The sequence below is a fragment of the Agromyces sp. CCNWLW203 genome, from assembly GCF_036576125.1.
Taxonomy (GTDB): domain Bacteria; phylum Actinomycetota; class Actinomycetes; order Actinomycetales; family Microbacteriaceae; genus Agromyces.
This window is the reverse complement of record NZ_JAZHYX010000008.1, coordinates 36,458-49,594: the sequence shown is the minus strand read 5'-3', so window position 1 is coordinate 49,594 and position 13,137 is coordinate 36,458. Positions and strand designations below refer to the sequence as shown.

The window sequence follows — 13,137 nt, the reverse complement described above, 5'->3', positions numbered from 1 at the left end:
TGAACCACACCGCATGCGAATCCACAACTATTCAGTTGGAAACTTGCTAGAGTGGCAACATGGCTTGGGACGTCGAGCGCACGAAGCGCCTCCTGCTCGACGCGGCGACGGCGGAGTTCAGCGAGCACGGCCTCGCCGGTGCCCGCATCGATCGCATCGCGGCGAACGCCGGCGTCAACAAAGAGCGCATCTACCAGTACTTCGGCAAGAAGCACGAGCTCTTCGCCGTCGTGCTCTCCGCGCAACTGCGCAGCACGATGGACGCCGTGCCCATGAAGGGCGAGGGCCCGGCCGCAGCCGGCGACTACGCCGGGAGGCTCTTCGACCATCACGTCGCCGAGGCGACGATCCCGCGCCTCGTCTTCTGGGAAGGGCTCGAGCGCGGCGAGAGCGCGGCCGCCGATGCCGCGCGCGCCGAGTACCACCGTGCGAAGGTCGACGGCTTCCAGCGGCTCCTGCCCGGCCTCGACCGGCCGCAGGCGGCCGAGCTCCTCCTCACGATCGTCACGCTCGTCAACGCCTGGCCGGTGCTCGGTCACCTCGACGAACTGCTCGTCGGAGCCGACGAGGCGCCGGCGGCCCGGCGCTCGGCGCGGCGCGCGTCGATCGTGCAGACGGTCGAACTGCTCGCCGAGGCGGCGCAGGGCACGGGTCGCCGAGATCGGGTCGAAGTTCAGGGATAACCCTGATTCGCGGCATCCGTCGCCGCTCGTACTGTGAGTAGCGATCGCCGCTCCGCGAACCGCAGGGGGAACTGTCATCGCGGAGTGGGCGATCGGATAGCCGGTCAGCACAGAGTCCCGAACACTCGGTGCAGGCCGGCTTCCCCCGTTTCCGGCCATGCTCCCCCTTCACGGCCGAGAGAGAAGGGCAGGGCGATGACCGAACGGATGATGCACCTCAGCCGGTATCGAAGCACGGCGCCCGCACGAGGCGAGGTGCGCTCCGCGCACGTCGACCGTGCGCTGAGCTGGAGCGACTTCCGCAGCGCCGTGCGCTACGACCCCGCCAACCAGCTGCTGCTCGCCGTGCCCGCGATCAGTTCGAAGCGCGCCGAGCACTCCTGGCTCGGCGAGGCGACGGCACCGCACACGCGCCTCGGCGAAGGCGAGATGTACCGGCGCGAGTTCGAGCGCGGCGAGGTCTACTGGTCGGCGCGCACCGGCGCCCACGAGGTGCACGGGCTCATCGCCGAGCACTGGCACGGTGTCGGCGGCGAGACGTCGTTCCTGGGGTTCCCGACGACCGACGAGCAGCCGCTCGCGGCCTCGGAGCTCGGCGGACGCCTGCCCGGAGGTTTCGCCCACTTCGAGGGCGGGTCCATCTACTGGGGGCCGTCGCACGGGCCCGCGATCGTCTACGGCATGGTGCGCGACATCTGGGCGCTGCTCGGGTGGGAGCGGTCGGCGCTCGGCCTGCCGACGCGCGACGTCGATCTCGTGCCGTCGACGGGGGTGCTGCGCGGCGTCTTCGAGCACGGCACGGTGGAGTGGTCGTCGTCGACCGGGCCCGTGGTGCTCATCGACACCGCCGGCTCGGCCGGCGAGGCCCGCGCACTCGACGCCGTCGATGAAGACACGCTCGACCGGCTCCGCTCCGACTTCGCGCCCGAGATCTGATGGCGGAGCGGGCTCGCGCCCGCATGACAGACTCGACGGGTGACCCCGACCCTGCCTGAGCTCGCGCCGAGCCCGTACGACGCCGACGCGATGTACGACGCCTTCGTCGACTGGGCCGAGGGCCGCGGCCTCGCGCTCTACCCCGCGCAAGACGAGGCGATCATCGAGATCGTCTCGGGCGCGAACGTCGTGCTCTCCACTCCCACGGGCACCGGCAAGTCGCTCGTCGCGGTCGCGGCCCACGCGGCATCCCTCGCCCGTGGCGGTCGCAGCTACTACACGGCGCCGATCAAGGCCCTCGTCTCCGAGAAGTTCTTCCAGCTCGTCGACGTGTTCGGCGCGATGAACGTCGGCATGGTCACCGGCGACAGCTCGGTGAACCCCGACGCCCCGATCATCTGCTGCACCGCGGAGATCCTCGCGAACCTCGCGCTGCGGCACGGGCCCGACGCCGAGGTCGACCAGGTCGTCATGGACGAGTTCCACTATTACGGCGATCCCGATCGCGGCTGGGCCTGGCAGGTGCCGCTGCTGACGCTGCACCGCGCGCAGTTCGTGCTCATGTCGGCGACGCTCGGCGACGTCACCGGCATCGCCGCCGACCTGAAGCGCCGCACGGGCCGCGAGACCGTGCTCGTCACGGGCGTCGACCGGCCGGTGCCTCTGCACTTCTCGTACGCGAAGACGCCCGTGCAGGAGACGGTCGAAGAGCTCATCGAGACGCGTCAGGCGCCCGTCTACATCGTGCACTTCTCGCAGGCCGCGGCGATGGAACGGGCGCAGGCGCTGTCGTCGATCCGCGTCGTCACTCGCGAGCAGCGCGACGAGATCGCCGAGGCGATCGGCGGCTTCCGCTTCAACACCGCGTTCGGCAAGACTCTCTCGCGGCTCGTGCGCGCGGGCATCGGCGTGCACCACGCGGGCATGCTGCCGCGCTACCGCCGGCTCGTCGAGACGCTCGCGCAGCGCGGGCTGCTGCGCGTGATCTGCGGCACCGACACGCTCGGCGTCGGCATCAACGTGCCGATCCGCACGGTGCTCATCACCGCGCTCGCGAAGTTCGACGGGCAGCGGATGCGGCAGCTCACCGCCCGCGAGTTCCACCAGGTCGCGGGGCGGGCCGGCCGGGCCGGCTACGACACCGCCGGCACGGTCGTCGTGCTCGCGCCCGAGCACGAGATCGAGAACGACGCCGCCGTGCGCAAGGCGGGCGACGACCCGAAGAAGCTCAAGAAGATCGTGCGCAAGAAGGCGCCCGCTGGCCAGATCACCTGGGGCGAGGCCTCGTACGAGCGGCTCGTCGCGGCTGAGCCGGAGCCGCTCGTGCCGCAGCTGAAGCTCACTGCGGCGATGCTCATCAACGTGATCGCCCGCGGGGGCGACGTGATCGGCGACATCCGCTCGCTCGTCTTCGACAACCACGAGCCGCGCGCCCGGCAGTTCGAGCTGGCCCGTCGGGCGCTCGAGATCTTCCGCACCCTGCGCGACGCCGGCGTCGCCGAACTGCTGCCGGCGACGGCCGAGGGACTGCCGATCGTGCGCCTCACGGTCGACCTGCAGCCGAACTTCGCGCTCAACCAGCCGCTGTCGCCGTTCGCACTCGCCGCGATCGAGCTGCTCGATCCCGAGGAACCGGCCGGCCCTTCGACAGGCTCAGGAGGCGTCGGCACCGGCCACTACGCCCTCGACGTCGTGAGCGTCATCGAGTCGACGCTCGACGACCCGCGCCCGATCCTCTCGCAGCAGCAGTTCAAGGAGCGCGGTGAGGCGATCGGCCGCATGAAGCAGGACGGCATCGAGTACGACGAGCGCATGGAGCTCGTCGAGCTGGTCAGCTGGCCGAAGCCGCTCGACGAGCTGCTCGCGCAGTCGTTCGAGGTCTTCGCCTCGAGCCAGCCGTGGGTGCGCGACTTCGAGCTGTCGCCGAAGTCGGTCGTGCGCGACATGTTCGAACGCAGCATGTCGTTCGGAGAATACGTCGGCTTCTACCAGCTCGCCCGAAGCGAGGGCCTCGTGCTGCGCTACCTCTCCGACGCGTTCCGGGCGATCCGCCAGACGGTGCCGACCGAGGCGAAGAACGAGGAGCTGCTCGACATCATCGAGTGGCTCGGCGAGCTCGTGCGCCAGGTCGACTCGAGCCTCGTCGACGAGTGGAACGAGCTCATCGACCCCGCCGCCCACTTGCCGGAGGACGAGGCCGCGGTCGTGCCGCCCGCCCCGCCGTCGGTCGTCACCAATCGCCGCGCCTTCACGGTGCTCGTGCGCAACGAGCTGTTCCGGCGCGTGCAGCTCGCGGCGCTCGAGCGCGACGACGAGCTCGCCGAGCTCGACCCCGACGCCGGCTGGCCCGACGCCCTCGACCGCTACTACGCCGAGCACGACGACATCGGCACGGGCCCGGCGGCCCGGTCGCCGCGGCTGGTCACGATCGACGAATCGGATGCCGCGGGCGGCATGTGGCGCGTCGAACAGACGATCGACGACCCGGCCGGCGACCACGACTGGCGTATCCGCGCCGAGGTCGATCTCGACGCCTCCGCCGAGGACGGCGCGGCGGTCGTGCGCGTCACGGAGGTCGTGCGGCTCTGAGCGGAGTCACGCCACCGCGAGCATGCCCGCCGCAGCGAGGCCGAGCACGAGGCCGGCCCACTGCACGGGTGCGATGCGCTCCTTCAGCACGATCGCCGCGAGCAGGATCGTGCCGGCCGGGTACATCGCGCCGAGCACGGCGGCGATCGCCAGCTCGCCGGCCCGGATGCCCAGGAGGATGAGGGCGTTCGCGACCGCGTTGACGAGCCCGCCGACGGCGGCGAGACGGATGCCTCGTCCTCGCTCCCGAGCGACGATGGCGGCGTCGGTCGATCCGTCGGCTCGCGGCATCCGTGACCGCTGCCCCCTCGCACGGAGCGCGAGCCCGCCGACCAGGGCGAACATGACGACCGCGGTGACCGCGCTGTTGACCGCGAGCGGCGCGAGGCCGCTCTCGTCGGAGGTCTGGTCGATGAGGATGAAGAACGCGCCGATCGCGGTGCCCGACCCGACGCCCATGACGATGCCGGTGATGCTCGGCCTGACGGCGCCGCGCTCGGGCACGAAGCCGACGAGCACGACCGCGACGAGCGCGAGGCCGAGCGCCCACGGCGCGAGCGGGCCGAGCCGTGCGCCGGTCGCGAGGCCCCAGAGCATCGGCACGATCGCGGAGACCACGGCGGTGAGCGGCGAGAGGATCGACATCGGGCCGATCGCGAGGCAGGCGTAGAGGAGGCCGATGGCGGCCGCCCCGGCCACGCCCGCCGCAGCGCCCCACCAGAGGTCCGCGGCGGTCCACGCGCCACTCGACAGGGCTGTCGCGACGGCCAGGCCGATGAAGCCGGTGACCGCGGCGACCGCGGTGGCGAGCACGGCGCCGATGCGCTTCGCGGCGAGCCCGCCGAGGAAGTCAGCCGCCCCGAACACGAACGCTCCGATGAGCGAGAGGACGGCGGTGAGCATGGTGCAGCTCAGCGTATCGGGCTCGCACCGGCGGCCGATCTGCTCATTCGTGCGACCGCCGCCCGCTCGGCTGCTCATCTGAGCAGCAGTCGTGAATTCCGCGTGAAATCGGGGCGAGCGGGTGGCGCGAACCCTTGGCAGCGGCAGTGCGCGAGCCTATGCTTCGGAGCAATCGTCCCGCCGCCGGCGTGCTCGCAGCAGCGTCGAATCCGAGGTGGGGTGTGGTCGTTCGAATGAGGAGAGTCATGCAACGTCGCACCAGAAACTGCCTGTCCGGGGTGGCGCTCGCCGCCGCGGGCACGCTCGTCGCCGGGTTCCTCGGCGCCGCGCCCGCGGTCGCCGCGGTCGACGGCTCGGGTGTCGTGATCAACGAGGTCTACGCGCGCGGAGGCAGCGCGAACCAGCCGTTCCAGAACAAGTTCGTCGAGCTCTACAACCCGACGAACGCCGACGTCTCCCTCGCCGGCTGGTCGATCCAGTACCGTTCGGCCTCGAGCACGAGCCCATCGAGCGGCGTCGGTGCGTTGAGCGGCACGATCAAGGCGGGCGGTTACTACCTCATCGGCCTCAACAGCAACGGCGGCAACGGTGCGGCGCTGCCCACCGCCGACGCATCCTTCTCCGTGGCGCCGAGCGGCACGAACGGCTCGCTGTTCCTCGCCAAGGTGCCCGATGCGATCAACCCGGGCAACGGATCGGTCGTCGGGAACCCGCAGGTGGCCGACTACGTCGGCTACGGCACCTCGACGAACTTCGAGACCGCGGCTGCCGCATACCCCGGTGACAATGCCGTGCCCGGCAGCATCGTGCGCACCGGCTTCAAGGACACCGACGACAACTCGAAGGACTTCAGCTTCGCGTCGACGCCCACGCCGCAGAACTCGGGCAGCCCCGGCGGACCGGTTCTGCCCGTTGCCAAGACGATCGCGCAGATCCAGGGCACCGACGTCGCCGCGAGCCCGCTCGTCGGCCAGGCCGTCGTCACCGAGGGCATCGTCACCGCCGACCACCGCGTCGGTGGCTACGACGGCATCTACATCCAGACGGCAGGTTCCGGGGGTGCGACGGACGCCACGCCCAAGGCCTCCGACGGCGTCTTCGTGTACCTCCACGGCGAGAACCCCGCCGTTGCGATCGGCGACCTCGTGCGCGTCACCGGCACCGTCGAGGAGTTCAACGGCACGACGCAGGTCAAGCCCGAGACAGCCTCGAACGTCGAGCTCCTGCAGGCCGGCGTCGGCGTGCCCGCGGTGACCCCGCTGCCCGCGGCCGCCGTCGGCAACGCGGCCCGTGAAGCGCTCGAGGGCATGCTCCTCGCGCCGAACGGCACCTACAAGGTCATCTCGAGCCACAACCTCAACCGCTTCGGCGAACTGTGGCTCAACGCCGGAGCAGCGATGCCGGTGAAGTCGACTGAGACGCAGCTCCCCGGCACCAAGGCGGCGAGTGACATCGCGGCGGCGAACAAGGCGAGCCGCATCCTGCTCGACGACGGTTACAGCATCGCCGTGCGGAACTCGAACGGTACCGACAACCCCGCCCACCCGGGCGACCAGCCGTACTTCACGAAGGACACCGTCGTGCGCAACGGCGACGTCGTGAACTTCCCGGCCTCGGGCTACGTGCTCGCGTTCGGCTTCAACGAATGGCGCCTGCAGCCGACGACGCCGATCACCGACGCGAGCGCGGCCACGCTGAAGCCCACGTTCACCACCGCGAACCCGCGCCCCGCCTCCGCCCCCGCGGTCGGCGGCGACATCACGGTCGCGGCGTTCAACGTGCTGAACTACTTCACGACGTTCTCCGACGACAACCCCGACGCTCGCGGAGCCGCGAACGCCGAGGAGTTCGCGATCCAGAAGTCGAAGATCGTCACCGCGATCAACGACCTCGGCGCCGACGTCGTGGCGCTCCAGGAGATCGAGAACTCGGTCAAGGTCGGCGAGACACCCGACGAGGCGCTCGCCGATCTCGTCGCGGGGCTGAACGCTGCCGCAGGATCGAAGGTGTGGAACTACGTCCGCACCCCTGAGGCCCTGCACGACGCGGCGATCACCGACTTCATCTCGAACGCGATCATCTACAAGACCGCATCGGTCAAGCCGGTCGGCGAAGCGCAGACCATCGTCGACGAGACCGTCTGGGACATCGCCCGCGAGCCGATCGCGCAGACCTTCAAGTTCGACAAGCAGTTCGTGACGGTCGTCGCGAACCACTTCAAGTCGAAGAGCGGCACCGACCCGTCGCCGCAGCCCGGCCAAGACGCCTTCAACGACGAGCGCACCGTGCAGGCGCAGTCGCTGCTGAGCTTCGCCAACGGCCTCTCCGAAGGACGCAAGACCGACATCTACCTCGTCGGCGACTTCAATGCCTACGCCAAGGAGGACCCGATCAAGGTCTTCACCGACGCGGGCTGGACCGACATCGTTCCCAAGAAGGCTGCGGGGCAGTACACCTACACCTTCGACGGTGAGCTCGGCTCGCTCGACCACGTGATCGCCTCCAAGTCGGCGACCGACAAGGTCACCGCAGCCGGCGTCTGGTCGATCAACTCGCCCGAATGGTCGGGCCGGGAGTACTGGGGCAACGCCGCCGAGGCGGGCACCCCGTTCCGCTCGAGCGACCACGACCCGATCGTCGTGGGCGTCGGCGTGGAGTCCGCGCCGGCCACCGTCGAGATCGACGTGGTCACGGTCAACGACTTCCACGGCCGCATCGAGCAGTCGGCCCCGTCAGGCGGCATCGCAGCCCTGTCCACCGCGGTGAAGCAGATCCGCGCCGAGAACCCGAACACCGTGTTCGCCGCAGCCGGCGACATGATCGGCGCCTCGACGTTCACCTCGTTCATCCAGCAGGACAAGCCGACGATCGACGCGCTGAACGCCGCTGGACTCGACGTGAGCTCGGTGGGCAACCACGAGTTCGACCAGGGCTTCGCCGACCTGACCGATCGCGTCATGCCGCTCGCACTCTGGGACTACCTCGGGGCGAACGTCTACGACAAGGTCACCGGTGAACCCGCGCTGCCCGAGTACTTCATCCAGGAGTTCGACGGCGTGAGCATCGGCTTCATCGGTGCGGTCACCGATGAACTGCCGTCGCTCGTCAGCCCCGGCGGCATCGCCGACATCACCGTCGGAGACCCGACGGAAGCGGCCAACCGGGTCGCCGCGCAGCTCAGCGACGGCAAGAAGCAGAACGGCGAGGCCGACATCCTCGTGCTGCTCGTGCACGAAGGAGCGGCGACGAACAAGGTCGAGTCCGCGACCGACCCGAACTCGCGCTTCGGCAAGATCGTGCTCGGCACGAGCGACGAGGTCGACGCGATCGTCTCCGGGCACACGCACCTCGCGTACAACCACGTGATCGACGGACGCCCCGTCATCTCGAGCGGCCAGTACGGCGAGAAGTTCGGGAAGATGGAGATCCAGTACGACCGCAAGTCGAAGTCGATCTCGAAGATCACGAACGAGATCTACGACCTCATGAGCGGCACCACGCCGAACTACGTCGACGACCCGGCCGTCAAGTCGATCGTCGACGCGGCGAAGGTCGTCGCCGACGAGCTCGGCAACGTCGTGCTCGGTGAGGCGGCCGGCGACTTCAACCGCGCGGCGTTCGCGCCGATCGCTGGGGCGACCACCTACCCCGAGAACCGCGGTGGGGAGTCGACGCTCGGCAACTTCGTCGCCGACGTGCAGCTCTGGTCGCTGAACGCCGACGGCACGCGAGAGGTCGACATCGCCTTCATGAACCCGGGTGGTCTGCGAGCCAACATCGAGAGCGGGCCGGTGACCTACCGTGAGGCGGCCGCCGTGCAGCCGTTCGCCAACACGCTCGTGACGATGAACCTCACGGGCGCCCAGGTGAAGTCGGTGCTCGAGGAGCAGTGGCAGCCGGCCGGTGCATCACGCCCGTTCCTGAAGCTCGGGGTGAACGCCGGGCTCGAGTACACCTACGACCCGGCCGCGCCGAAGGGCTCGCACATCACCGAGATCCTGCTGAACGGCGTGCCGATCGATCCGGCGGCGACCTACTCGGTCGGCGTGAACTCGTTCCTCTCCACCGGAGGCGACAACTTCACGACGCTGAATTCGGGCACGGCGAAGGCCGACAGCGGCAAGGTCGACCTCGAGTCGATGGTCGACTGGTTCACCGCCCACGGCACGGCGATCGCCGACTTCGCCCAGCGCGCGGTGGGTGTCTCGCTCTCGGCACCCGACGCCGACGGCTACGACGCCGGCGACCAGGTCACGGTGAAGCTGTCGTCGCTCGACTTCAGCACGACCGAGCCGGCGGCCGGCACCGTCGCGATCTCGCACGGCGGAGTGGAACTCGGCACCGGTGCCGTCAACCGTGCTTTCACCCCGACGGTCGACGAGATCGGCACGGCCACGGTCGTCATCACGATCCCGGCAGGGGCATCGGGCGCGACGCGATTCGACATCGGGGTGCCGAGCACCGGCACCACGAGCTCGTTCGTGCTGACGGTCGGCTGACCGGCGCGACGACGGGGGCGAGCGGATGCGACATCCGCTCGCCCCCGTTTCGTACGTGGCGCCAGGCCTCAGCCTCGCGCCTCGTCAGGTCGGAATGTCTCGCGACTGCGTTCGAATGCCGAACGCCGGCCGATCACCTCGTGCGGATCCCACCCCGGTCCGGCGACCGACGAGACGAGCAGCCGGGTGTACGCGTGCTGAGGGGCCCGCAGCACATCGTGGGTGGTGCCCTCCTCCACGACGCCTCCATGGAACAGCACGAGGGTTCGATCCGTCACCTCGTCGACGACCGCGAGGTCGTGGCTGACGAAGAGCAGCGCGATGCCCGAGTCGCGTCTGATCTCGCCGAGCAGCTCGAGGATCTGGGCCTGTACCGACACATCGAGCGCCGAGACCGCCTCGTCGAGCACGAGCACCGAAGGCGCCACGGCGATCGCCCGCGCGATGGCGACACGCTGGCGCTGGCCGCCGCTCAACTGGTGCGGCTTCAGCGTGCCGTGCTTCGCGGCCAGCCGCACCCGGTCGAGCAGCTCGGCGACGCGTGCCGGTGCCTCGGCACGCGTCGCCATGCCGTGCAGTCGCATCGCGTGCATGAGCGTCTGCTCCACCGTGAGACGACGGTCGAGCGACCCGTACGGGTCCTGGAAGACCATCTGCACCTGACGTGCGCGCTCGAGACGTGCCTGCCGCCCGCGGCTGCGAACGAGTCGATCCGCGCCGCCCAGCGTGAGGCTCCCGGCATCCGCCCGCTCGAGGCCCGCGAGGATGCGGGCGATCGTCGACTTGCCCGACCCGGACTCGCCGACGAGACCGAGCGACCCGCCCGCCTCGATCTCGAACGACACGTCGTCGACCGCGACGACGGGATCGCGGCGCCCGCCGGGCTGGAACGTGCGCCGCAGCCCGTGTGCCACGACGAGTGGTGACCTGACGTCGCTCATGCGCGAGCCTCCCTGATCGTCGGCACCGCTTCGAGCAGCGACTTCGTGTACGGCTCAGTCGCCCCGGTGAACAGGTCGGCGCCGTCGAGCTCCTCCACGATCTCGCCGCGGAGCATCACCGAGACACGGTCGCAGTAGGCGGCCGCGAGGTGCAGGTCGTGGGTGATGAAGAGCACCCCGAGACCGCGTTCGCGTTGCAGGTCGCGAAGGATCGCGAGCACCTCTGCCTGCGTCGTGACGTCGAGCGCGCTCGTCGCCTCGTCGGCGAGCAGCAGCTTGGGCTCCGTGGTCAGCGCGGCCGCGATCACCACTCGTTGCAGCATGCCGCCCGACAGCTCGTGCGGGTACTGGCGGAACCGGAGTTCGGGGCGCGAGATGCCGACCGCCTCGAGCAGCTCGAGCCCCCGGCGCTTCGCCTCGGCCCGGCCGACGCCGTGCACGAGCACGAGCCGTTCCGTCAGCGAGTCGCCGATGCGTCGCACCGGGTTCAGAGCACCCCGCGGGTCCTGCTGGATGAATCCGACCTCGGTCGAGCGGATGCCGCGCAACTCACGGGCATCGGCTGCGAGCACCTCGCGCCCACCGATGCGCACCGTGCCCTCGAGCCGTGCGTTCGGCGGCAGCAGGCGCAACGCCGCTCGAACCGTGCTTGACTTGCCGGAGCCCGACTCGCCGACCAGGCCGACGGTCTCACCGGCGCTGACTCGCAGGTTCACCCGGTCGAGGATTCGAGTGTCGCCGTAGTGGAGCGAGAGATCGACGATGTCGAGCAGTGGCGCGGTCATGCGCGAGCCCCCATCCGCTCCGAGAGTCGTACGCCAACGATGTTGACGGCGACGACCACGGCCGAGATGGCGAGACCGGGCACGAGCGTCGGGCCGAAGTGGCCGAGCACGATGCCGTCCTGTCCTTCCTGCACCATCAGACCCCATTCCGAGCTCGGCGGCTGGGCGCCGAAGCCGAGGTAGCTGAGCGTGGCGAGGCCCATGAGGCCTTCGCCGAAGAGCACGACGAGGTAGCCGAGGAGGGCCGGAGCCATGTTCGGCACCACGTACCGTGCCGCGATCACCCCGCCGCCGACGCCTTGCACGCGATACGCGTCGACGTAGGGCCGGGCGAGCTCGGAGAGCGCGATGCTCCGCGTGAACTTCGCGATCACCGGGGCGTAGGCCAGGGCGAGCGCCACGACCGCCGTCGCCGGTCCTTCGCCGAAGACGGCGATGACGAGCACGACGAAGAGCAGGCCGGGAAAGGCGAACATGACGTCGGTGATACGTGCGAGCAGCACGTCGATCCAGCCGCCGTTCCACGCGGCGACGATGCCGATCGCGACGCCGAGCACCGTGGCGCCGACGAGCAGCAGGAACGGGCCGATGAGGCTCTCACGCGTGCCGAGCAGCAGTCGCGACAGGAGGTCGCGGCCGAGTTGGTCGGTGCCGAGCGGATGCGCCAGGCTCGGCGGCGCCCAGATCGCCGCGAAGTCGATGGCCTCGGGGTCGTAGGGCGCGATGAACGGGGCGAACGCGGCCACGAGCACCACGAGGCCGAGGAACCCGGTCGAGATCCAGAACAACGGGTCGCGCCGTCGCCCGGCGAGGCCGGTGCGGGTCAGCAGGGCGTCTGCCGTGGTCGTGGTCATGAGGTCTTCACCCGGCTTCCGATGCGTGGGTCGAGCAGTGGCAGGAGGAGGTCGACGAGCGTCGTCACGATCATGTAGGCGACGACCATGTAGAGCAGCACCGCCTGCACGATCGGGAAGTCGTGCGTGTTGATCGCGTCGACGAGCAGCGAGCCGATGCCGCTGATGCCGAAGACGCTCTCGACGACGACCGTGCCCGCGAGCATGCTCGCGATGACGAGGGCGATCATCGTGATGATCGGCCCCCACGCGTTGCGCAGCACGTGGCGAAGCACCACGAGGCGCTCGGCGAGGCCCGTGCTCCGCGCCGCCTCGACGTGCTCCGAGTCGAACTGCTCGACCATCGTCTGCCGGGTCACCCGGCTGACGATCGCGAGCGCCCCGACCGAGAGGGCGATCGCGGGCAGCGTGAGGTGATGCATCCGATCGGCGAAGCCCTCACCGGCGCCCGTCACCGGGAACCAGCCGAGCTGCACCGAGAAGAACGAGACGAGCACGATGCCCACCACGAACGAGGGCACGGACGCCGCGAGGGTCGTCACCCCGACGACCGCCGAGTCGGCGACCCGGCCCCGTCGCACCGCCGCCCACACGCCGAGGCCGACACCGGCGACGGTGAACAGCACGGCGGCGTAGGCGACGAGCGACAGGGTGGCGGGCAGCCGGCTCGACATGATCGCCGCGACGGGCTGGTGGTACTGGAACGAGGTGCCGAGATCACCCGTGACGGCGCCGCTCAGCCAGAGCCAGTACTGCACGAACAGGGGTTCGTCGAGGTGGTACTCGGCCCGCACGGCGGCGATGCGCTCGGGCGTGAGGTTCTCCGGATTGCCGATGAGGAAGGTCACCGGGTCGCCGGGCGCCGCGTACATGGCCGCGAAGATGATGAAGGATGCCACCACCAACGTCACGGCCATGCCCGCGAGCCGCCTGAGCGCCGTCGTCAT

The 13,137-nt window shown here is 69.9% G+C and carries 9 protein-coding genes; 4 read left to right on the top strand and 5 right to left on the bottom strand.

From position 1 onward, the window contains the following. The first annotated feature begins 59 nt into the window (after window positions 1–59). The 3 genes from VPH61_RS16815 (at window position 60) to VPH61_RS16805 (ending at window position 4,208) form a co-directional block, all read left to right on the top strand. Complete coding sequence (locus VPH61_RS16815; protein ID WP_332064661.1) at window positions 60–683, top strand: TetR/AcrR family transcriptional regulator; 624 nt, start codon at window positions 60–62, stop codon at window positions 681–683. 195 nt (window positions 684–878) lie between these two features. After that, window positions 879–1,619 (top strand): LGFP repeat-containing protein, encoded by a 741-nt coding sequence (locus VPH61_RS16810; RefSeq protein WP_332064660.1) that lies wholly within the window; start codon window positions 879–881, stop codon window positions 1,617–1,619. A gap of 90 nt (window positions 1,620–1,709) precedes the next feature. Beyond that, window positions 1,710–4,208 carry a DEAD/DEAH box helicase gene (locus tag VPH61_RS16805; RefSeq protein ID WP_332064835.1) on the top strand — a complete coding sequence of 833 codons (2,499 nt, stop codon included), beginning with the start codon at window positions 1,710–1,712 and terminating at the stop codon, window positions 4,206–4,208. A 6-nt stretch (window positions 4,209–4,214) separates the two neighbouring features. Here VPH61_RS16805 and VPH61_RS16800 read toward each other — a convergent pair whose 3' ends face one another. Next, window positions 4,215–5,111: an EamA family transporter gene (locus VPH61_RS16800; RefSeq protein ID WP_332064659.1), complete on the bottom strand. Its 897-nt coding sequence runs from the start codon at window positions 5,109–5,111 to the stop codon at window positions 4,215–4,217. A 245-nt stretch (window positions 5,112–5,356) separates the two neighbouring features. Here VPH61_RS16800 and VPH61_RS16795 point away from each other — a divergent pair, with 245 nt between their 5' ends. Next, window positions 5,357–9,610 carry an ExeM/NucH family extracellular endonuclease gene (locus VPH61_RS16795; protein WP_332064658.1) on the top strand — a complete coding sequence of 1,418 codons (4,254 nt, stop codon included), beginning with the start codon at window positions 5,357–5,359 and terminating at the stop codon, window positions 9,608–9,610. A gap of 68 nt (window positions 9,611–9,678) precedes the next feature. On the opposite strand, the gene VPH61_RS16790 is transcribed toward VPH61_RS16795, so the two are convergent. The 4 genes from VPH61_RS16790 to VPH61_RS16775 are packed head-to-tail and all read right to left on the bottom strand — an operon-like array spanning window position 9,679 to window position 13,137. After that, entirely contained in the window at window positions 9,679–10,551 is an 873-nt protein-coding gene (locus VPH61_RS16790; protein WP_332064657.1) for an ABC transporter ATP-binding protein, read from the bottom strand. Continuing rightward, complete coding sequence (locus tag VPH61_RS16785) at window positions 10,548–11,336, bottom strand: ABC transporter ATP-binding protein (RefSeq protein WP_332064656.1); 789 nt, start codon at window positions 11,334–11,336, stop codon at window positions 10,548–10,550. The genes VPH61_RS16790 and VPH61_RS16785 overlap by 4 nt, the downstream gene beginning before the upstream one ends. Then, window positions 11,333–12,190: an ABC transporter permease gene (locus VPH61_RS16780; protein WP_332064655.1), complete on the bottom strand. Its 858-nt coding sequence runs from the start codon at window positions 12,188–12,190 to the stop codon at window positions 11,333–11,335. The genes VPH61_RS16785 and VPH61_RS16780 overlap by 4 nt, the downstream gene beginning before the upstream one ends. Continuing rightward, the gene (locus VPH61_RS16775) at window positions 12,187–13,137 is read right to left on the bottom strand and encodes an ABC transporter permease (RefSeq protein WP_332064654.1); all 951 of its coding nucleotides are present in this window, start codon (window positions 13,135–13,137) and stop codon (window positions 12,187–12,189) included. Before VPH61_RS16775 ends, VPH61_RS16780 begins: the two co-directional genes overlap by 4 nt.

Bases quoted from the DNA above. Each gene is read 5' to 3' on its own strand.
- VPH61_RS16815 (WP_332064661.1), top strand. From the start codon at position 60: ATGGCTTGGGACGTCGAGCGCACGAAGCGCCTCCTGCTCGACGCGGCG.
- VPH61_RS16810 (WP_332064660.1), top strand. From the start codon at position 879: ATGACCGAACGGATGATGCACCTCAGCCGGTATCGAAGCACGGCGCCC.
- VPH61_RS16805 (WP_332064835.1), top strand. From the start codon at position 1,710: ATGTACGACGCCTTCGTCGACTGGGCCGAGGGCCGCGGCCTCGCGCTC.
- VPH61_RS16800 (WP_332064659.1), bottom strand. From the start codon at position 5,111: ATGCTCACCGCCGTCCTCTCGCTCATCGGAGCGTTCGTGTTCGGGGCG.
- VPH61_RS16795 (WP_332064658.1), top strand. From the start codon at position 5,357: ATGCAACGTCGCACCAGAAACTGCCTGTCCGGGGTGGCGCTCGCCGCC.
- VPH61_RS16790 (WP_332064657.1), bottom strand. From the start codon at position 10,551: ATGAGCGACGTCAGGTCACCACTCGTCGTGGCACACGGGCTGCGGCGC.
- VPH61_RS16785 (WP_332064656.1), bottom strand. From the start codon at position 11,336: ATGACCGCGCCACTGCTCGACATCGTCGATCTCTCGCTCCACTACGGC.
- VPH61_RS16780 (WP_332064655.1), bottom strand. From the start codon at position 12,190: ATGACCACGACCACGGCAGACGCCCTGCTGACCCGCACCGGCCTCGCC.
- VPH61_RS16775 (WP_332064654.1), bottom strand. From the start codon at position 13,137: ATGACGACGGCGCTCAGGCGGCTCGCGGGCATGGCCGTGACGTTGGTG.